The organism is Nocardiopsis camelliae, from assembly GCF_028993595.1.
Lineage (GTDB): Bacteria > Actinomycetota > Actinomycetes > Streptosporangiales > Streptosporangiaceae > Nocardiopsis > Nocardiopsis dassonvillei.
The window spans coordinates 3,267,060-3,286,067 of record NZ_CP118614.1 but is presented as its reverse complement, the minus strand read 5'-3'; the positions used below and the strand labels follow the sequence as shown (position 1 = coordinate 3,286,067).

At 71.9% G+C, this 19,008-nt stretch carries 19 protein-coding genes; 10 read left to right on the top strand and 9 right to left on the bottom strand.

Annotation, left to right across the window (positions count from 1 at the left end; all coding sequences use genetic code 11):
- Positions 1 to 111: 111 nt before the first annotated feature.
- From PV789_RS14310 to PV789_RS14295, 4 genes are all read right to left on the bottom strand, one after another.
- Positions 112 to 1,425: a multidrug effflux MFS transporter gene (locus tag PV789_RS14310; RefSeq protein ID WP_274977891.1), complete on the bottom strand. Its 1,314-nt coding sequence runs from the start codon at positions 1,423 to 1,425 to the stop codon at positions 112 to 114.
- 144 nt (positions 1,426 to 1,569) lie between these two features.
- Entirely contained in the window at positions 1,570 to 2,007 is a 438-nt protein-coding gene (locus PV789_RS14305) for a DUF3037 domain-containing protein (protein ID WP_013152991.1), read from the bottom strand.
- Positions 2,004 to 2,771 (bottom strand): HipA family kinase, encoded by a 768-nt coding sequence (locus tag PV789_RS14300; RefSeq protein ID WP_274977890.1) that lies wholly within the window; start codon positions 2,769 to 2,771, stop codon positions 2,004 to 2,006. Before PV789_RS14300 ends, PV789_RS14305 begins: the two co-directional genes overlap by 4 nt.
- 353 nt (positions 2,772 to 3,124) lie before the next feature.
- Positions 3,125 to 3,844 carry a protein kinase family protein gene (locus tag PV789_RS14295; RefSeq protein ID WP_274977889.1) on the bottom strand — a complete coding sequence of 240 codons (720 nt, stop codon included), beginning with the start codon at positions 3,842 to 3,844 and terminating at the stop codon, positions 3,125 to 3,127.
- Positions 3,845 to 3,994: 150 nt separating this feature from the next.
- On the opposite strand from PV789_RS14295, the gene PV789_RS14290 reads away from it, so the two are divergent.
- The 5 genes from PV789_RS14290 (at position 3,995) to PV789_RS14270 (ending at position 8,699) form a co-directional block, all read left to right on the top strand.
- Positions 3,995 to 5,056, top strand: coding sequence for an AAA family ATPase (locus PV789_RS14290; protein ID WP_047871649.1), 1,062 nt, complete (start codon positions 3,995 to 3,997; stop codon positions 5,054 to 5,056).
- Positions 5,057 to 5,060: 4 nt separating this feature from the next.
- Positions 5,061 to 6,029, top strand: a complete 969-nt coding sequence (locus PV789_RS14285; RefSeq protein WP_274977888.1) for a DUF58 domain-containing protein — start codon at positions 5,061 to 5,063, stop codon at positions 6,027 to 6,029.
- A gap of 82 nt (positions 6,030 to 6,111) precedes the next feature.
- A complete protein-coding gene (locus tag PV789_RS14280; protein ID WP_274977887.1) occupies positions 6,112 to 7,059 on the top strand; it encodes a VWA domain-containing protein in 948 nt (315 codons plus the stop codon).
- Positions 7,060 to 7,200: 141 nt separating this feature from the next.
- Positions 7,201 to 7,935 carry an HAD family hydrolase gene (locus tag PV789_RS14275; protein WP_274977886.1) on the top strand — a complete coding sequence of 245 codons (735 nt, stop codon included), beginning with the start codon at positions 7,201 to 7,203 and terminating at the stop codon, positions 7,933 to 7,935.
- On the top strand, positions 7,932 to 8,699 hold the full coding sequence (locus PV789_RS14270) for an NUDIX hydrolase (protein ID WP_274977885.1): 768 nt from the start codon (positions 7,932 to 7,934) through the stop codon (positions 8,697 to 8,699). The genes PV789_RS14275 and PV789_RS14270 overlap by 4 nt, the downstream gene beginning before the upstream one ends.
- A 57-nt stretch (positions 8,700 to 8,756) precedes the next feature.
- Here PV789_RS14270 and PV789_RS14265 read toward each other — a convergent pair whose 3' ends face one another.
- From PV789_RS14265 to PV789_RS14255, 3 genes are all read right to left on the bottom strand, one after another.
- A complete protein-coding gene (locus PV789_RS14265; RefSeq protein WP_274978140.1) occupies positions 8,757 to 9,794 on the bottom strand; it encodes an erythromycin esterase family protein in 1,038 nt (345 codons plus the stop codon).
- Positions 9,795 to 9,821: 27 nt separating this feature from the next.
- Entirely contained in the window at positions 9,822 to 10,994 is a 1,173-nt protein-coding gene (locus tag PV789_RS14260; protein WP_274977884.1) for an RNA-guided endonuclease InsQ/TnpB family protein, read from the bottom strand.
- Between the two features lie 74 nt (positions 10,995 to 11,068).
- The gene (locus PV789_RS14255; protein ID WP_368045828.1) at positions 11,069 to 11,398 is read right to left on the bottom strand and encodes an erythromycin esterase family protein; all 330 of its coding nucleotides are present in this window, start codon (positions 11,396 to 11,398) and stop codon (positions 11,069 to 11,071) included.
- Positions 11,399 to 11,456: 58 nt separating this feature from the next.
- Between PV789_RS14255 and PV789_RS14250 the strand changes: the two genes are divergently transcribed.
- Positions 11,457 to 12,302 (top strand): TioE family transcriptional regulator, encoded by an 846-nt coding sequence (locus PV789_RS14250; protein ID WP_274977883.1) that lies wholly within the window; start codon positions 11,457 to 11,459, stop codon positions 12,300 to 12,302.
- Here PV789_RS14250 and PV789_RS14245 read toward each other — a convergent pair.
- Entirely contained in the window at positions 12,299 to 13,570 is a 1,272-nt protein-coding gene (locus PV789_RS14245; protein ID WP_274977882.1) for an APC family permease, read from the bottom strand. The two genes, PV789_RS14250 and PV789_RS14245, sit on opposite strands and share 4 nt — an antisense overlap.
- Positions 13,571 to 13,990: 420 nt before the next feature.
- On the bottom strand, positions 13,991 to 14,497 hold the full coding sequence (locus PV789_RS14240; protein WP_274977881.1) for a dsRBD fold-containing protein: 507 nt from the start codon (positions 14,495 to 14,497) through the stop codon (positions 13,991 to 13,993).
- A 140-nt stretch (positions 14,498 to 14,637) separates the two neighbouring features.
- On the opposite strand from PV789_RS14240, the gene PV789_RS14235 reads away from it, so the two are divergent.
- The 4 genes from PV789_RS14235 (at position 14,638) to PV789_RS14220 (ending at position 18,622) form a co-directional block, all read left to right on the top strand.
- Complete coding sequence (locus PV789_RS14235) at positions 14,638 to 15,309, top strand: class I SAM-dependent methyltransferase (RefSeq protein ID WP_274977880.1); 672 nt, start codon at positions 14,638 to 14,640, stop codon at positions 15,307 to 15,309.
- Between the two features lie 123 nt (positions 15,310 to 15,432).
- A complete protein-coding gene (locus PV789_RS14230; protein WP_248770342.1) occupies positions 15,433 to 15,993 on the top strand; it encodes a TrmH family RNA methyltransferase in 561 nt (186 codons plus the stop codon).
- Between the two features lie 239 nt (positions 15,994 to 16,232).
- Positions 16,233 to 17,615, top strand: a complete 1,383-nt coding sequence (locus PV789_RS14225; RefSeq protein ID WP_274977879.1) for a hemolysin family protein — start codon at positions 16,233 to 16,235, stop codon at positions 17,613 to 17,615.
- On the top strand, positions 17,612 to 18,622 hold the full coding sequence (locus PV789_RS14220; RefSeq protein ID WP_274977878.1) for a hemolysin family protein: 1,011 nt from the start codon (positions 17,612 to 17,614) through the stop codon (positions 18,620 to 18,622). Before PV789_RS14225 ends, PV789_RS14220 begins: the two co-directional genes overlap by 4 nt.
- The last annotated feature ends 386 nt before the right edge of the window (positions 18,623 to 19,008 follow it).

Here is a 19,008-nt window from a genome sequence, read left to right as displayed (position 1 = left end):
GACCCGCAACGCCCCAGACCACACCGCGGCCACAACCCACCCGACCCGGCACCACACACGCAGGGCCCGGCGCCCCACCCACGGCACCGGGCCCACACCACCGAAAAACGCTCACCGCACCTTCGTGCGCACCGACCACACATACGCCAGCAACGACAGCACCGCCACCGACACCATCACCACCGCCATACTCACCAACGACGGCTCACCCGTCTCCGTCAGCCCCGCCAGCGACGCCACACCACCGCCCAGCGCGAACTGCAACGCACCCATCAACGCCGAAGCAGTACCCGCCACAGCCGCCGGCTGCCCGTCCAGAGCCGTCACCGTCGCGTTCGGCATGATGAACCCGACACTGAGCATCATCAACGCGAGCAACCCCACGACCATCCACAACTGGGCCGCACCCAGCACCGCCAATACCGCCAGCACACCCACCGAGGACAGAGCCAGCACCAGCCCCATCCCCAGGCGCCGCAGCGTCTCCACACGACCCACCAGGAAACCGTTCAGCTGCGTACCCGCCATCATCCCCAGCGCGTTCACCGCGAACAGCCCCGCGTACAACTGCGGCGAGACACCGAACTCCGTCTGCGACACGAACGAGAACGCCGACACGTACGTGAACAACATCCCGAAACTGAGCCCCATCGTCAGCACGGGACCCAAGAAACGCGGCTGACGCAGCAGACCACCCACCGTCGCCACCAACTGACGAGGACCCTGCCGACGACGGTCCTCAACCGGCAGACTCTCCGGCAACCACACCAACACCAGCACGAAGCTCAGCGCCGACATCACCGCCAGCACCCAAAAACTCAACTGCCACGGACCCACCAGCAGCAACTGCGCACCCGCCAACGGAGCCAACAGCGGAGCCAGCATCATCACCAGCGCCAGACGCGAGAAGAACCGCACCGCGTCATCGCCCGCGAACAGGTCACGCACCACCGCACGACCGATCACCGCACCCGCCGCACCGGCCACACCCTGCACGAACCGCAGCGCGATGAACAGCGTCACGTCCGGCACGAACACGCACAGCACCGACGTCACCGTGAACAGGGCCACACCCACCAACAGCGGACCACGACGGCCCACCGCGTCACTCAACGGCCCGATCACCAACTGGCCCACGGCCAGGCCCAGCATCATCGCCGTCAGCGTCAGCTGGATCTGCGCCTCACTCGTCCCCAGATCCCGCGTGATCTGGGGGAACGCCGGGAGGTACATGTCGGTCGCCAACGGCCCGGTCGCCGTCAGCACACCCAGGACCAGCACCAGCAGCGCCACCGACTTGCGCGAGGGCGTCCAGCGCCCACCCGCCTCCGGTTCGGGGGCGGGAGAAGAAACCGGGACAGGGGAAGAGGACCTCTCGACCGCCTCCCGGTCAGGGACCGCGGAGGGGGAGTTCGGGGACTGCACAGGCACTCCAGTTCAGGAACGGGAAAAGCGCCGGAAGGAGGAGCCCCGCCGACGACGGACACTCCCATACCAACATCCCGAACCCGCGGATCGCCTCCTCTTTATCCCCCAGAATGCCTGTGATGTCCGTTACGGCCCGGACGGTTACCTTACGAGCCGGTCCAGCAACCGCACGACCTCGCCCTCCGGATCCTCCGTCAGACCACCGTGGATCGGCCCCGGCTGCACGATCGTGCTCCGCGGAGCCGTCAACCACCGGAACCGCTGACCGGGACGCTCACGGCCGGCCGCACCCGCCCCCGCGCCGCCACGGCACATCACCTCCACCGCCTCCAGCGCACGCCGTACACCCGCCACGTCCGCCTCAGCGTCCACCGCCAGCAACCGCCGCTCGTCCAACGCCGAACGAGCCCCCAGGAACCCCCGCTCCTGGCAGTACACGATCACCCCGGCGTTCACGCACTCACCGCGCTCCAACCGCGGCACCACCCGCAACAGCGCGTACTCGAACACCGCACGCTCACGCCGCTCACCCACACGACCGGTCGTCACCGCGTCGCTGTAACGCCTCGGGGCGCTCATCCCGTCACCTCCGGCAGCCAGGAACGCTCGGCCACCCGGGCCAGCAGGTACCGCACATACGCCTCACGCACATCCCCGGGACCGTCGAACCCGGGCTCGTCCACCAGCCACTCGTCCGGCACCAGCTCCACCACACGGCGCAGCAGACCCTCGTCCACCAAGGGCGCCAGGTCCGCGTCCGCGGCGGCCAGGTCCGGCGACGCACCCGACAGCACGTGGTCGGAGGCGTCGTAGGGGCGGTGCACGAACCGCTCGGCGTTGGCCCAGTTGTGATGGAAGATCAGCGTCGCACCGTGGTCGATCAGGTAGGGGCGCCCGTGCCACAGCAGCATGTTCGGGTTGCGCCAGGACCGGTCCACGTTGCCGGTCAGGGCGTCGAACCACAGCACCCGCCCGGCGAACCCCCGGTCCACCTCGAAGGTCAGCGGATCGAAGCCCAGCGAACCGGGGAGGAAGTCCATCCCCAGGTTGAGCCCACCGCTGGCCTTGAGTAGCTCCTGCACCTCGGGGTCGGGCTCGCTGCGGCCGATCACCGCGTCGAACTCCGCCGTGACCAGCTCCGGAACGGGCAGGCCAAGGGCGCGGCCCAGCTCCCCCGCGACGACCTCGGCAACCAGCGTCTTGCGCCCCTGCCCCGCCCCGAGGAACTTGACCACGTACATGCCCAGGTCGTCGGCCTCGACCAACCCCGGGAGCGAACCTCCTTCGCGCAGCGGCAGCACGTACCGCGTCGCGACCACCTTTCTCAGCACGCGGACCAGCATAGGCAGCCCGCGGAGCGCCCGCGCACCGACGCCGCGACGGGCCCGCCGCTGAGCCGGACGCAGAGGCCCGCGGCCTCCCGCCCCTGCGCCGGACCGGAACCGCCTCCCGACAGCGCCACTAAAGGACCCTGAACACGTTCTAGGCAACGTCCCCGGACCGCCGCGACACGCCGAACCGCTTCCGGGAGGAAGATCAGTAGGACCGTGCGGCGTAGCCGCGCGATCTCGTGTTTTTTCGTTTTTCAAGAAAAGGACCGCCACCTGTACGACGTAGATTTATATCGGGTGCAAGGGAGGGGTCCGGTACCGGAACCGGACCCCTCGCGTGCTTCCCGAGCCGCGTACTCCCCCCGCTAGAGGTTGTCCTCGGGGTTGTCGCCCCACTCGCCGTCGCCCTCCCCCGGCGTGGGCACGACCGGCGTCGGCTCCGCTCCCCCGCCCTCGCCCTCCTCCTCGCCCGGGAGCGTCCCCGGACCCTGCGGGCTCTCCGGGCTCTCCTGCGCCTCGGGGGGCTGCGCCGGACTGGGCATCTCCGGCGGCGGGAACTGGAGCATCCACCAGTACAGCAGCGACACCAACAGCAGGATGAGCACCAGCACCAGGCCCAGTCCGCCGATCAGCCACCAGTTGCTCTCCCCCGCCGCCACGGCGCTGTCCCTGCGCCCGGCCCAGGGCGCCCACCGCACCGAGACGGGACCGCGCGAGCCCGCCCAGTGCGGCATCACCACCGGGCCGCGCGCGGCCGCCCGGCCCGAGCGCGCCGCCACCTTGAGGAAGTCCTCCGCCGACGCGCCCGACCCGTCGTGGGCCAGGGCCACCCACAGCGCCGAGCGCCCGTGCGTGCGGGCCGCGACCACGTCGGGGCTGCGGCGCACCGCCTCGGCGAACCGCTCGCGCGCGCCGCCGTCGCCCGCGGCGCCGGAGTCGAGCACGGCGACGCTCACCTGGTTCCCGGACCCGTCCCTGCCCAGGTAGACCACCCCGAGGGAGGAGTCGCGCACCCGCCCCAGCAGGCGGTAGCCGCCCAGTTGACGTGGATCACCCTCGTTCAGCCCCATCGTGGGAACCGCCATGTCATCCCCCTTGCCCTCCACTCCGGCCGTCCGCTTCGCCGCGTTGTGTACCGGACTGGTGCCCGCGAAACGGGTAGTGTCACCACAGGTGAGTGATCCACAACCTATCCGGTGCCCCCGCGTCGGGGCTCCCTGCTAGGAAGGCGGCACATGGCAGAGAGCGCAAACGGCTCAACGCCCTCCGCGGGCCCGGACAGCGCTCCGGGCGAACCGACCCGACTGCTGCGCGCCGCGCTGCACGAGGTGTCCAGGGTGATCGTGGGCCAGGAGCGCATGGTGGAGCGCTCTCTCATCGCCTTGGTCGCGGGAGGGCACTGCCTGATCGAGGGCGTGCCCGGCATCGCCAAGACCCTGGCGGTGTCCACCCTGGCCAAGGTCACCGGGGGTTCGTTCGCCCGCGTGCAGTTCACACCGGACCTGGTGCCCTCCGACATCGTCGGCACGCGCATCTACCATCCCTCCACCGAGCAGTTCGACGTGGAGCTGGGGCCGGTCTTCGCCAACTTCGTGCTCGCCGACGAGATCAACCGGGCCCCGGCCAAGGTGCAGTCGGCCCTGCTGGAGGTCATGGCCGAGCGGCAGGTGTCCCTGGGCGGAACCACCCACCCGCTCCCCTCCCCGTTCATCGTCATCGCCACACAGAACCCGGTCGAGTCCGAGGGCGTGTACCCGCTGCCCGAGGCCCAGCGCGACCGGTTCCTGATGAAGATCAACGTCCGCCATCCGCGCGCGCACGAGGAGATGGAGATCCTGCGCCGGATGTCGACCACCCCGCCCACCGCGCACCAGGTGCTCGACCCCGTCACCCTGAGCGAGCTGCAGTCCGACGCCCAGCGCGTCCACGTCCACCAGCTCATCGCCGACTACGTGGTGCGGCTGGTCATGGCCACGCGCGAGCCGGAGAACCACCAGATGCCGGACCTGCGCCAGGTGCTGGAGATGGGGGCCAGCCCCCGCGCCACCCTGGGCCTGGTCTCGGCCGCGCGGGCCCTGGCCCTGCTGCGCGGGCGCGACTACGTGCTCCCCGACGACGTGCGGGTGCTCGCCCACGACGTCATCGCCCACCGCCTGGTGCTGACCTTCGACGCCCTGGCCGACGGCATCACCGCCGAACAGGTGGTGGACCGCATCCTGTCGACCGTGCTGGCGCCACGGGTGATCTGGGACGAGCCGCCCAGCGGGGAGACCGCCTCCTTCGCCTCCGCGAGGTGAGCCGGTGAACGCACCCGCCATCGGTACCGACCCCCGGCTGCGCGCCGCGCTGCGCCGTCTGGACCTGCGCATCGTGCACCGCCTGGAGGGGCTGCTGCACGGTGAGCACCTCGGCCTGCGCCTGGGGCCGGGTTCGGAGGCGGCCGAGGCGCGCCTGTACCAGCCGGGCGAGGACGACGTTCGGCTCATGGACTGGTCGGTGACCGCGCGCACCGACACCCCGCACGTGCGCGACCTGGTCGCCGACCGCGAACTGGAGAGCTGGACCCTGCTGGACCTGTCGCCGAGCATGGACTTCGGCACGGGTCTGCGCTCCAAGCACGAGGTGGCGGTCGGGGCGATGGTCGCGGCCAACCTCCTCACCCAGAAGGTGGGCGACCGCTTCGGCGCCCACTTCCTGCACCGGGGCGCGATCCGGCGCTGGCCCGCGCGTTCGGGCAAGGAGGCCCTGCTGGCGCTGCTGGCCACGGTGGCCGCGGCGCCGAAGGGGGACGAGCGCGAGCCCTCGCCGCACCGGGCCACCCTGGCCGACGCCATCGGCGACCTGGTGCGGGTGCGCCGCAGGCGCGGCCTGCGGGTGGTGGTCTCCGACTTCCTGGACACCCCCGCCTTCGGCGGCGAGGTGACCTGGGAGCGGCCCCTGCGCCAGTTGGCCGCGCGCCACCAGGTGCTGGTGGTGGAGGTGGTCGATCCGCGCGAGCTGGACGTGCCCGAGGTGGGCGACGTGACGCTGCGCGATCCGCGCACGGGCATGGTGCGCGACGTGCGGCTGACGCGGGCGGTGCGCGAGCGCTACCGCCAGGCGGCCGAGGGGCAGCGCCGCGCGGTGCGCGACGCGCTGCGCCGGTGCGGGGTGCACCACCTGACGCTGCGGACGGACCGGGACTGGGTACTGGATACGGCACGCTTCGTCATGCACCAGAGGCGTACCGCGCACCACCTGGCCCGCCACACCCCGGGGACGCCCCGGTGAGCGCGGCGGGCCCCACCGAGGGACCGAACGAGGGCGCGGGCGCGGACCCGCGGGACAGAGCCGAGGCACGGGGGATTGAGTCATGACCTTCCTGGAGCCCCAGAGGTTGTGGTGGCTGCTCCTCGTCGTCGTACTGGTCGCCGCGTACGTGTTCGCGCAGACCCGGCGGCGCGAGTACACGATGCGCTTCACCAACCTGGCGCTGCTGGACCAGGTGGCGCCGCACCGGCCGGACGTGCGCAGGCACGTGCCCGCGGTGCTGTTCACGGTGACGATCGGGGTGCTGATCGCCTCGATGGCGCTGCCGGCGATGCCGGTGCAGCAGCCGCGGGAGCGGGCGACGATCATGGTGGCGGTGGACGTGTCGCTGTCGATGGCGGCCAACGACATCGACCCCAACCGGCTGGAGGCGGCCAAGAAGTCGGCCCAGGGGTTCGTGGAGACGCTGCCGGACCGGTTCAACGTGGGTCTGGTGGCCTTCTCCTCGACGGCGACGGTGGTCTCCTCGCCCACCCATGACCACCAGGCGGTGATCGGGTCGATCCAGAACCTCCAGCTGGGTCCGGGCACGGCGATCGGCGAGGGGGTGTTCGCCTCGCTGGAGTCGATCAGCAGTTTCGACGAGGACGCGGACGTGGACCCGCCGCCGTCGGCGATCGTGCTGCTCTCGGACGGGGAGAACACCAGCGGCCGCGACATCTCGCAGGCCGTGGCGATGGCGGCGGAGCAGGAGGTGCCGGTCTCCACGATCGCGTTCGGCACGGGGGCGGCGATGATCGAGATCGACGGCTACCAGGTGCCCGCCGACATCGACAAGGAGGCGCTGCGCGGTCTGGCCTCGGACACCGGGGGGCACTTCTACGAGGCGGAGAGCGAGACGGAGCTGGACGAGGTCTACGAGGACATCGGTTCGTCCCTGGGCACCGAGCTGGTGCACGAGGAAATCGTCACACGTTTCGTGCTGGTGGCGATCGTCCTGGCGATGGCCACCGCGGTGACGTCACTCCTGTGGTTCCAGCGGCTCCCGTGAGCGGGAGGGGGTCCGCGGGCCCCCTCCCCCACCGGCCTCTGGTGACGTGGGACACATCCCTTTAGGTGGGGTTTACACCGTTCCTGTTATGTCCACGGGTTAGCGTTGGCATGTTTTGTCCTGCCCATCACATGAGGAACGATGCCGAACACACCCGCAGTGCCGACGGCGATCTGCTTTGACCTGGACGACACCCTGATCGACGATCTCGCCGCGTCGTCCACGGGGCTCCGCGCGGTCATGGATCGGCTCGGCCACCCGGACTTCGGAGCAGCCCGCAGTCTGTGGGACGTGCAGACCGAGATCTCCTTCGGTTCCTACCTGCGCGGACGCCTGAACCTGGAGCAGCAGCGCCGCGAGCGCATCCGGGCCCTGGCCGTCCAGGCAGGCCACTCCGACCTCGCCGACCAGCACTGCGACGAGCTGTACCGGATCTACCTGGAGGCCCACCGCTCGGCGTGGCAGGTCTTCCCCGACGCGATCCCGTCGCTGAACGCGCTGGCCTCGGCCGGATACCGCCTGGCCGTGGTGACCAACGGCATCGAGTCCCTCCAGCACGCCAAGCTCCAGTCCATGGAGCTGGCCCCCTACTTCCACGCCGTGGTGTGCACCGACACGGTCGGAACGGGCAAGCCGGACCCGCGCATCTTCCACACCGCCGCCCAGCGCCTGGGCGTGGACCCCACCGCGTGCTGGCACGTGGGGGACCAGATCCAGGCCGACGGCGTGGGCGCCGCCGCCGCGAGCATGCGCCCGATCATGATCGACCGCCGGGGCCACCAGCGCTTCGAGTCGGTGACCACCATCGCCAACCTGGACGAACTGCTGCGTCTGGTGGGCCTGCCCAGCGCGGCCCCCGCCGCCGGCTCGCTGTGACCGCCGCCTCCCCGGCCGTTCCGGGGCGGCGCGTCACCGCGCACCTGGTCGCCGCCGGTGAGCCCGCGGTGCTCGGGGCGCGCGTGCTCTTCGGCCAGGACCCCGCGGACGTGGTCCGCGGCCTGGGCGGCCTGGCCCCGGACGCTCCCCTGCGCGCGCTGGACGTACTCACCGAGCTGGCGTCCGCGCCCGGCGGCGCCCCGCTGCACATCGACCGGGTGGTGTTCGCCGAGGCCGGGTCGGAGGCCTCCTGGCCCTCGGCCGCGAACGCGGGTCTGCGGCCCTCCCCCGCCGAACTCGCCGGGGAGGAGTCCGCGCCCGGCAACGGGCTGACGCCGCTGCGCCGGTTCGCCTCCTACGGGATCGTCACCGACCCCCGCGGGAACGTGCTGCTGAGCCTGATCGCCGAGGGGTTCCCCGGCGCCGGGACCTGGCACCTGCCGGGCGGCGGCGTGGACGCGGGCGAGGACGTGCGGGCGGCGCTGCGCCGCGAGGTGGTCGAGGAGACCGGCCAGAACGGCCTGGTCGGGGAGCTGGTCACCGTGTCCAGCCACCGCCGTGAGGGCTCCGGCGGCCACGACATCTACGCGGTGTGGGCGTTCTTCCGCGTCCTGGTCTCCACCCCGGGCCCGGCCCGGGTGCTGGAGGAGAACGGATCGACCGCCGACGCGCGCTGGTTCGCCCCCCGTGAGATCGCCGGGCTGCGGCTGTCCACCACGGCCCGGCGCGGCCTGGCCTACCTGGGCCTTTCCGGCACGTCATGAGCCCGCGGCCCGGCGCCGGCTCCGGTGCGTCGCACCGGTGGCGCCCGGGACGGGCCGTCAGCTCCGCGGCAGGTCCCTGACGAACACGATCCCGTCGCTGTCGGCCAGGCGGGACGGGTCGAGCGGGGCGTAGCCGAACCAGGCGGACACGCGGGGCGTGAGGCGCGCGTTGCCCGGGTCCGCGGCCAGCCGGGGCGCGTCGACCACGCAGCGCTCCTCCCCCAGGCCGTACAGGAGGCCCTCGACGGTGTCCGGGGGCGGGGTGTCCACGCCCCGGTGCCGGATGGTGCCCAGGGCCGTGGCCAGGAAGGCGTACTCGGGCCCCAGTCGGGCGCCCACGATCGCCCCGGCACCCCACCAGTACAGCGGCGGCCCGCCCATGCGCATCGTGCTCTCGCCGCGCTGGAGGTGGGCGTTGTGGGCGTGGACCAGCACCGGGCCCCGCTCTGCGAGGGCGAAGAGGTTGTCGGCCATCATCTGGTCGCGCAGGCCCAGCAGCCGCGTCATCCGGCTCGGCGAGGTGTCGACCGTCATCCCCACGTCCTCCAGCCGCGTCATGCGCCGCGAGGAGGTGTCTGCCATCCAGAAGTGGTAACGCAGCAGGCCGGTGGCGGTGCGCGCGTACAGGCGCGCCCGGTCCCAGTCCTCGCGCGAGGTCGCCGAGACCAGGCGCGGCGTGTGCGCGTCGAGCAGCGCCGCCAGGTCGTCGGCGAGCATGCGCAGCTCCCGGGCCTGGTCCGAGCGCCCCACGGACTCGGCCGGGTCCAGCATCGCGTCGGGGTTGGTCCACCGTGCGTCCTCGCCCGTCAGGCGGTCCAGCGTCCGCGCGTCGCACGGGAGCTGGTCCGCCTCCACCCAGCGCGCGAGGTAGTCGTGGAGGGCGGTCAGGGCCCGCCGGGGGCTCTGGGCGCCGGTCATCTCCAGCGGGCCGTCGAAACCGGCGAAGCGCACCTGTTCGGCGGCGGGCCTGCCCTCGTTGTGGGCGCGCATCCAGCGCACGAGTTCGCGGTTGGCCGCCGACGCGCCGAACCCGTGAGTCAGCTTCTCGGTCCTGAAGGGACCGAGCGTGCGGTTGAACGCCTGACTGGCTGCCAGGAACACCCACCGCGTCTGACCCGCGAACTATGCGTTCGCGGGTGGGACGTGTGACTGCCGCCCCGCGTTCCACACGTCCTGGCCCCGGCGGGCCAGCACACGGGAAGCATTCCGATCGGCGTGCGCAACGACGCCGCACGACCGGCAGACGAACAAGGCCTGCGAGACCCGGTTGGCCTTGTGGGTGTAGGAGCACTCGGCGCACTCCCGGGAGGAGTACGCCGGATTCACGAACACCAGCGGGACACCGGCTCGTTTGGCCTTGTAGGCGATGAAGGCGCCCAGTTGGTGGAAGGACCAGGAGTGCAGCGTGACCCGTTGGGGCCTGCGTTGCCGTACCCGGATGCGGATCCCCGTCAGGTCTTCCAGGGAGATGCCGCGCCCGGTGCGTTCGGCCTCGGCCACGATGCGTTTGGAGATGCGGTGGTTGGTGTCCTTCGCATGCCGCGCTTCTTTACGACGGCGCTTGTTGAGCAGGCGCTTGGCGGACCGGGTGCCCTTGGCCTGCAACTTCTGTCGCAGCCTGATCTGTCGGCGGCGGTACCGGTTGATCTGGCGCCCGGCCATGATCCGGCCGTCGCTGGTGGTGGCGATGTTGGCGATGCCCAGGTCCACTCCGAGGAAGGAGGCGGGGTCGATCTCGGGGGCATCAGGCACCTCGACGGTCAACGCGAGGAACCAGACCCCGTCCCGGCAGAGCAGGTCGGCCTCGCCCCGTTTGTGCTCGGCCAGCGCCTTGATCTGGTCGACAGAGCCGGTGAACGGCACGTCCTTCAACCGGCCCTGGAAGGTCCACAGCGAGATCGTGCGCGCATCCACGGCGAAGGACAGGTTGCGCGCATCGTAGGGATGCGCCGAGCCCGGGCGGAAGGCGATCGGCATGGACTCGATCCGCTCCCGGCGCGCCGATCCCTTCGGTCCGTAGTTGCCGTTGTTCAGGTTGGACCGGCGGGCGCGGTAGGCGTCGCACACCTTCTTGATGGTGTGTTGGGCCGCCTGCGAACCCACCCCGGCCTCACGCAACTGCTGGTAGGTGTGTTCGCGCAGTTCGTAGTTGCGTATCACGCCGCGTTCGTGGGCCACCTTGGCGACCCAGGTGGCGTGGGTGTTGAGCGCGCGCAGGGTCGAGGCCAACACCGCCGCCTGCTCGGGCGACGGTGTGAGCTTGAGCTGCACCACGATCCTCGACACGCCCACCATCGTGCATTCGGCCAGCGACAGACCGCAGCCAAAGCAGTCCGATGTGACCCCTATCACCAACGGATCGGTGTGGTCTACGCAGTGATTCCTCCCGGGGCTGAAGCCCCGGGGTTACTCGCCAAAGCAAAGCTGAACCCGTGCTCCACGGCCCGGTCGAGGGTGCCCGTGCCCGAGGTGACGTACTCGTCCACGGCCAGGCCCGCCAGGCAGTCGCTCTCGACGGCGATCGTCCGGTAGCCCTCCCGTTCGACGAGCTGGCGGAAGAGGTCGTTGCGCAGGTCCAGCAGCGAGTCCTCGCCGTGGGTGGGCTCGCCCAGGGCGAGCAGTCGCGGCCGGTTCGGGAGCAGTCCCATGACGGCGGCTGCCTCGAAGGTGTGTGCGGTGTCCCTGGTGACAGTGTCCATACCCTCAACGGTATCGTTGAAGTAACGGTTGAGACTTTTTCGGTACAGCGGCGGGGATATGGCTAAGAACCTTCAAAGCGGTGATCGGCTCAGGCCGATCGACCTGGCGCGCGGGCACGGTCTGTCGACACAGGCGGTCAGGAACTACGAGGATGACGGGATCCTCCCGGCGGCCGACCGCACGCGCCACGGCTACCGCACCTACACCCCGCTGCACGCCCGGGCCCTGAGCGCGTTCACGGCCCTGGTGTCCGGCCACGGCCACCAGGGGGCGGCTTCGATCATGCGGGCGGTGAACGGGCGCCGGACCGAGGAGGCGCTGCGCCTGATCGACGAGGGCCACGCCCAGCTCCTGGAGGACCGGCGGACCCTGCGGGCCGTGGAGGAGGCCCTGCGCGGTCTAGAGGGAGACGTGCGGCCCCGGTCCGCCGACCCGGCCGCGTCCGGTGGACGGACCGGATCCGGCGGGCAGACCGGCTCCGGCGGGCGGGCCGGGGCGGCCGCGCCCCCACGACCGGACGAGGAGCCCGGGGCGGCCGGGGCGGCGGAGCCCGGCGCCACGTTCATCGGGCCGCTGGCGGACAGGCTCGGCGTGCGGCCCGCGACGCTGCGCGCCTGGGAGCGCGCCGGGCTGGTGCGCCCGCGCCGCGACCCGCGGACGGGGTACCGCGTCTACGGCGGGGCTGACGTACGCGACGCCCTGCTGGTCCACCAGCTCAGGCGGGGCGGTTACCTTCTGGAACAGATTTCCCCGCTGATCGCCCAGGTGCGCTCGGCAGGCGGGCTGGCGCCGTTGGAGGGCGCGCTGCGCGACTGGAGGGCCCGGCTGTCCGCGCGCGGGCGGGCGATGCTGGCCGGGGCCGCCGAGCTGGAGGCGTACCTGCGCGAACGCGAAACCGTCTAGAAGCGCAGGTCGAAGCGCTCGCGCAGCCACCACAGCCCGGCTCCCGCTCCCAGGACCGCCATCCCGGTGATGACCGTGGGCAGCGGCAGGCTGCACGCCAGCACGACGCAGCCGCCCAGCCCGGTCAGCGGCACCAGCAGCGGCGGGCGGGGCTCGTCGGGGCCCAGGCGCAGCGCCGAGGCGTTGGTGATGGCGTAGTACACCAGCACGCCGAAGGCGGAGAAGGCGATCGCGCCGCGCAGGTCGGTGACCAGGACCAGGGCGATGACGACGGCGCCGACCAGCAGCTCGGCGCGGTGGGGCACCCCGTGGCGCTCGTGGACCGAGGCCAGGGAGCGGGGCAGGTGCCCGTCGGCGGCCATCGCGGCGGTGGTGCGCGAGACCCCGAGGATGAGGGAGAGCAGGGCGCCCAGGCTGGCCACGGCCGCGCCCGCGACCACCACGGGGGCCAGCCAGTCGAACCCGGCCACCCGGACGGCGTCGACCATCGGGGTGTCGGTGGTGGACAGGCGCTCGCGGCCCAGCACGATCAGCAGCCCGGTACCGATGACCAGGTAGAGCACCAGTACACCGGCCAGGGCGATGTTGACGGCGCGGGGGATCGTGGTCCGGGGGTCGCGCACCTCGCCGCCCAGGGTGGCCACCCTGGCGTACCCGGCGAAGGCGAAGAAGATCATCCCGGCGGCGCCGAGCACGCCGAAGGAACCGGGCCAGGGCCCCAGTCCCTCCACCTGGGCGACGGCGGCCAGGCGACCGCTGAGGAGCATAGCCACGCACACGGCGGCCAGGACCGCCAGGACCGCGGCCAGCAGGATCTTGATCACCATCGTGGAGCGCTGGATCCCGCGGTAGTTGAGCGCGGTGAGCGCGACCACGGTGGCCGCCGCCAGGGCCTTCTCCCAGCCGGGGAGGAGGTAGGCGCCGAAGGTCAGCGCCATGGCCGCGCAGGAGGCGGTCTTGCCGACCACGAAGGACCAGCCCGCCAGGTAGCCCCACAGCTCGCCCAGGCGCTCGCGGCCGTAGACGTAGGCGCCGCCGGACTCGGGGTGGCGGGCGGCGAGCCTGGCGGAGGAGACGGCGTTGCAGTAGGCGACGATCCCCGCGATGAGGATGGCCACGGGCAGCCAGGCGCCCGCGCCGAGCGCGGCAGGGGCGAAGACGGTGAACACCCCGGCGCCGAGCATCGCGCCCGCGCCGATGGCGACGGCGTCGACGGTGCCCAGGACGCGGGCGGGTCTGGCCTGGGGGCCGGAGGAGGAGGTGGTCAACGGGGTCTCCCTTGCGTGAGTACTCCCGGCTCGCGCCGGGCGGCAACGCTCCCTTCCCCGGACGCCTCCGGTAAAGCACAGCGGTACCTCGGGACGTGACGGCGGACCTCGTGTGCCCGGCTGGCGCACCCTCCCCCGTCGCGGCCTGACCGGACACGACGCGAGGTTCCGGCGCTTCGGGGGCCGGGGCTCGGCTGCGCCGCCGGGGCGGCGGTCGTGTCCGACTTCCGAGTGTGCCCGATCCCGGTGACCACCGGGAGCAGTCCCGTCATGCCGAAGGTGGCCGGTATCGGTCCGTACGGTGTCCGCGCGGTGGCGCGGGCCGACCCGGCGCAGCGCGGCGGGCCCGGACCGGCCCTCGCCGGTCCGGGCCCGCGCCCGCTCCCGTCCCCCGCGGTCGGCCGCGGGGCCGCCACCGGTTCAGGTGGGGCGCCAGGGCGTTCCGGTGTTGTCGGTGATGTCCTCCGCCGCGACCTGGCGGAGCTGGCGTGAGAGGTCGGACAGGGCGCGCGATACCGCGAGCTCCTCACCGATCTCGGGAACGTCCAGGTCCGTGGGGTGCTTGCGGGCCATCCCGTGTCCCCGCAGCGCCGTCCCGTCGTCGGCGACCAGGCCGACCTCGGCCCAGGTGCGCGCACTGTCGCCCTCGTTCTCCTCGGCGACGACGACGTCGACGTTCCAGCGCTTGGTCGTCTGCATGGCATCGGCCCCCTCTGCGTTGGCGCCCGTGCGGCCGGGCGGGTGTTCGATGTGCGCGTCCGGACCCGGGTAGACCAGGTCGTCGTGGCCCTGTTCGGCGCCGGTCCAGTGGACCCGGTAGGGGGGCTCCCCGTCGGACCCCCCGACGCCGGTGACGACGCCCGTCCTGCGGTGGGCGTCGGCGCGCGGGCTCTCGACCACCAGCTGGTCTCCTACGTGTGCTCGCATGGGTTCCCCCGCAAACGTCGGATACCTCCATCTTCGGCACCCCGGCGCCCCTCGGCGCCGGGGTTGGGCCTTTGTTGGCGCGGGGCTGGGAGGTTTTTGCCGTGTGCCGTGGTCGGGGCCGCCCCTGGTAGCGTCACGGCGTGGCTCAGCACTACTTCGACTCCGATCCGGGCGCCGCCAGCCGCCCCTCCACCGCCGACCTGGTCCTGCCGGACCTGCACCTGCGGCTGCGCACCGACCGGGGCGTGTTCTCCCCCGACAAGGTCGACCTCGGCACACGGGTGCTGCTGGAGTCGGTCCCCGCGCCGCCCGGGGGCGGGCGCCTGCTCGACCTGGGCTGCGGCTACGGGCCCATCGCCCTGACGATGGCCTCGCGCGCGCCGGGGGCGCGGGTGCTGGGCGTGGACGTCAACGCGCGTGCGGTGGGGCTGGCGCGGCGCAACGCCGCCGAGCACGGGCTGGACAACGCCCGGTTCGCGGTGGTGGGGCCCGAGGGCGGGCTGTCGGTGGAGCGGGGCGCGTCCGGGGAGGACGCGCCGGCGCGGGAGGAGGTGGCCGCCCGGGACCTGCTGGGCCCCTTCGACGCGGTGTGGTCCAACCCGCCCATCCGGGTCGGCAAGGACGTGCTGCACTCCATGCTGCGCACGTGGCTGGGGCGGCTCACCCCCGAGGGCGTCGCCCACCTCGTGGTCCAGCGCCACCTGGGCTCGGACTCGTTGCAGAAGTGGTTGGACGGGCAGGGCCTGCCGACCGAACGGGTGTCCTCCCGGGCGGGTTTCCGGGTGCTCGCGGTGCGCCGTTCCGTGGCTTGACGCGGCTTTTGCCGTGGTGTGTCACAGGTCATGCGTGCGCCCACGCACGGTGACCTGTACTCTGTGGCGAACAGATGGCCTCCGGGACCAGCCCGGGAACACCCGCCGAGGAAAACACCGCAGTTGAGCACGCAGTTGCGTCCCACGGACGTCAAACGCCTGAACCGCCAGTGGCGCAGGCGCACCGAGGGGCGACTCGCCCTTCTCGTCGAATCGGTCACCCAGCCCTACAACCTGGGCTCGATCCTGCGCACGGCTGCGACCTTCGGCGTCGACCAGCTCTGGTTGACCGGCAACAGCGCCGACCCCGACGATCCCAAGGTCGGCAAGACCGCCCTGGGCACCGCCGCCAAGGTCGAGCACACCCGGATGGCCTCCACCGCGGACGCCCTGGCCGCCGCGCGCGCGGACGGGTACCGGGTGGTCGCGGTCGAGCTGGCCTCCGGCGCGCTGCCGTTGCACGCGGCTCCCCTGGAGCCGGACGTGTGCCTGGCCGTGGGCGCCGAGGACCACGGCTGCTCCCCCGCCCTGCTGGCGGGCGCGGACGCCGTCACCTACGTTCCCCAGATCGGACGGGTGGGATCGCTCAACGTGGCCGTGGCCACCGCGATCGCGCTCGCCGAGGCCCGCCGCCGGGAGTGGGCCGGACTGGGCGGGGAGGCCGACGCCCCCGCCGGGAGCTGACCGCCCCGGAGACACCGACCGCCGGGGAACAATCGCCCCAGGCCGATCGTCTTTATCCCTGGTAGTCACATATCACCACAAAGCGCAACAGGCGCAGAGAGAGGAACAGTGGACCCGTCCCGAAGTACCGGCAGCGTCCTGAGTGGACGCTGCGACACAGACGACGAGCCCCCTTCTACGAAGGGTGCGCACCCTCGTAGGAGTCCGAACCCGAAGCGGAACCAGGCGGTGCGTGCCCGATGATGAGCACCATCCTCAGTATCGCCTTCGGGATCGTGGTGGTCTTCCTGATCACCGTGGCGACGGGTTACTTCGTCGCCCAGGAGTTCGGTTACATGGCCGTGGACCGCTCGCGACTGCGGGCGAAGGCGGCGGCCGGGGACGCCGGGGCCCAGAGGGCCCTGGGCATCACCAACCGGACGTCCTTCATGCTCTCCGGTGCCCAGCTGGGCATCACCGTGACCGCCCTGCTGGTGGGTTACGTGGCCGAGCCCATGATCGGCGAGGGCGTCGGCGAGCTTCTCGGCCTCGCCGGAATCCCCACGGGGACGGGCGTGGCCATCGGCACCGTCCTGGCCCTGCTGTTCTCCACCGTCGTGCAGATGGTCTTCGGAGAGCTCTTCCCCAAGAACCTGGCCATCGCCCGGCCCGAGCCGGTGGCGCGCTGGCTGGCGCTGTCCACGGGGATCTACCTGAAGATCTTCGGACCCGTCATCTGGCTGTTCGACCAGGCGGCGATCCTGCTGCTCAAGGCGGTGCGGATCGAACCGGTCGAGGACGTCCAGCACGCGGCGACCGCGCGCGACCTGGAGAGCATCATCGCTGAGTCCAAGGCCAGCGGCGACCTGCCGCCGGAGCTGTCCACCCTGCTGGACCGCACCCTGGACTTCCATGAGCGCACCGCCGGGCACGCGATGATCCCGCGTCCGGAGGTGGCCACCGTGGAGGAGGGCGACCCGGTCAGCCGGGTCGTGGAGCTGATGGCCTCCGACCACTCGCGCTTCCCGGTGCTGGGTGACGGCGTGGACGACATCGTCGGCGTCATCTGCCTGCGCGACGTGCTCGCGCTGGGCGACCGGGACCTGGCCAACACCAAGGTCAGCGAGGTGGCACGGCGCACCGTGATGCTTCCCGCGTCGCTGCCGCTGCCCTCCGCGCTGAGCCAACTGCGCGAGGCGGGCGAGGAGTTCGCCTGCGTGGTGGACGAGTACGGCGGCCTGGCCGGGGTCATCACGACCGAGGACCTGGCCGAGGAGCTGGTCGGCGAGATCGCCGACGAGCACAGCCCCGTGGAGGAGTCTCCCTCCTACCTGGAGGGCGAGGGCTCCTACCTGGTCCCGGGCGCGCTGCACATCGACGAGGTCGAGCGGCTGCTCGGCCACGACCTGCCCGAGGGGGACTACGAGACCCTGGGCGGTCTGGTGGTGCACGAGCTGCACCGGCTCCCCGAGGCCGGTGACACCGTCTCCATCGCCCTGCCCAGGCCGCCCAGCGCGCACGACGAGGACCCCGACATGGGGCTGACCATGATCGTCAGCGCGGTGCAGAGGCACGTTCCGCACACCGTGGAGCTGCGCCTGCACGAGGTCCAGGGCAACGAGTCGCAGGAGGCGTCGGCATGAGTGACATGAACGTGTGGGTGGCGCTCGCGCTGACCGCGGTGATCATCGCGCTGAGCGCCTTCTTCGTGGCGATCGAGTTCGCCCTGGTGGCGGCGCGCCGCTACCGGCTGGAGGAGGCCGCCGAGTCCAGTGCCTCGGCACGGGCCGCGGTCAGGAGCGCCCGCGACCTGTCGCTGCTGCTGGCCGGTTCGCAGCTGGGGATCACCCTGTGCGCCCTGGCGCTGGGCGCGATCTCCAAGCCCGCCTTCCACCACATGCTGGAGCCGCTGTTCGGCGGCCTGCCCGACACGGTGGGCTACGTGCTCTCCTTCGTGCTGTCGCTGATCGTGGTGACCTTCCTGCACCTGGTGGTGGGTGAGATGGCGCCCAAGTCCTGGGCGATCTCGCACCCGGAGAAGTCGGCGATCATGCTGGCCGTGCCGATGCGGGCGTTCATGTGGTTCACCCGCCCGCTGCTGCTCATGCTCAACGGCATGGCCAACTGGTGCCTGCACCGGCTGGGCGTGGAGGCGGTGGACGAGATGTCCTCCGGTCACGGTCCCGACGACGTGCGCGAGCTGGTGGAGCACTCGGCCAAGGCCGGTGCGCTCGACCCCGAGCGCCGCGCCCAGCTGGCCACGGCGCTGGAGGTCAACTCCCGCCCGCTGAACGAGATCGTGACGCCGCGCGAGGAGATCGCGTCGGTGTCCCCGAACTCGACGGTGGACGACATCAAGCAGGTGTCGCGGGAGTCCACGCACCTGCGCCTGGTGGTGATGGACGGCGCCGAGCCCGTGGGCGTGCTGCACGTGCGCGAGGCGCTGACGAGCCCGGAGGGTACCACCGCGGCCGACCTGATGCGGCCGGTGCTCACCCTGGCCTCGGAGACGCCGATGTACGCGGCGATGGGCATCATGCGCGAGAGCCGCAGCCACCTGTCCCTGGTGGAGTCGGACGGCGAGGTGATCGGCCTGGTGACCCTCCAGGACATCCTGGACCGCCTGCTGCTGCTGGACACGGCCGCCTGAGCGGGGCCGTGAGGCCGTGAGGGGCCGGGAGGGGGATCTGCCCCTCCCGGCCCCTCGTGCGTGTGCGCGGGCCGGTCCCGGAGACCGGGACGCGCGGGCGCGAAGGGGCAGGGCGCGGTGCGCGCCCTCCCCCCTGGTCCCGGCGTCCTCGGGCCCGGACGCGGCGGAGCCCCCCGGGATGGTTCCCGGGGGGCTCCGCGCAGGTGTCGCTAGGCGGTGTTTTTTTGGACCTCCGCTCCGCTTCGGTCCGTGCTCGGGCGCCCGGAGAACGGGAACCTTCGGTGTCTCCGGCGGGTTCGCTCGTTCCTCACGAACCCGCCTCCGCCACCTCCAGAACCCCGTGGGCGCCCGAACCAACCCCCACAAGCTGAGACCGGTTCAAAAAA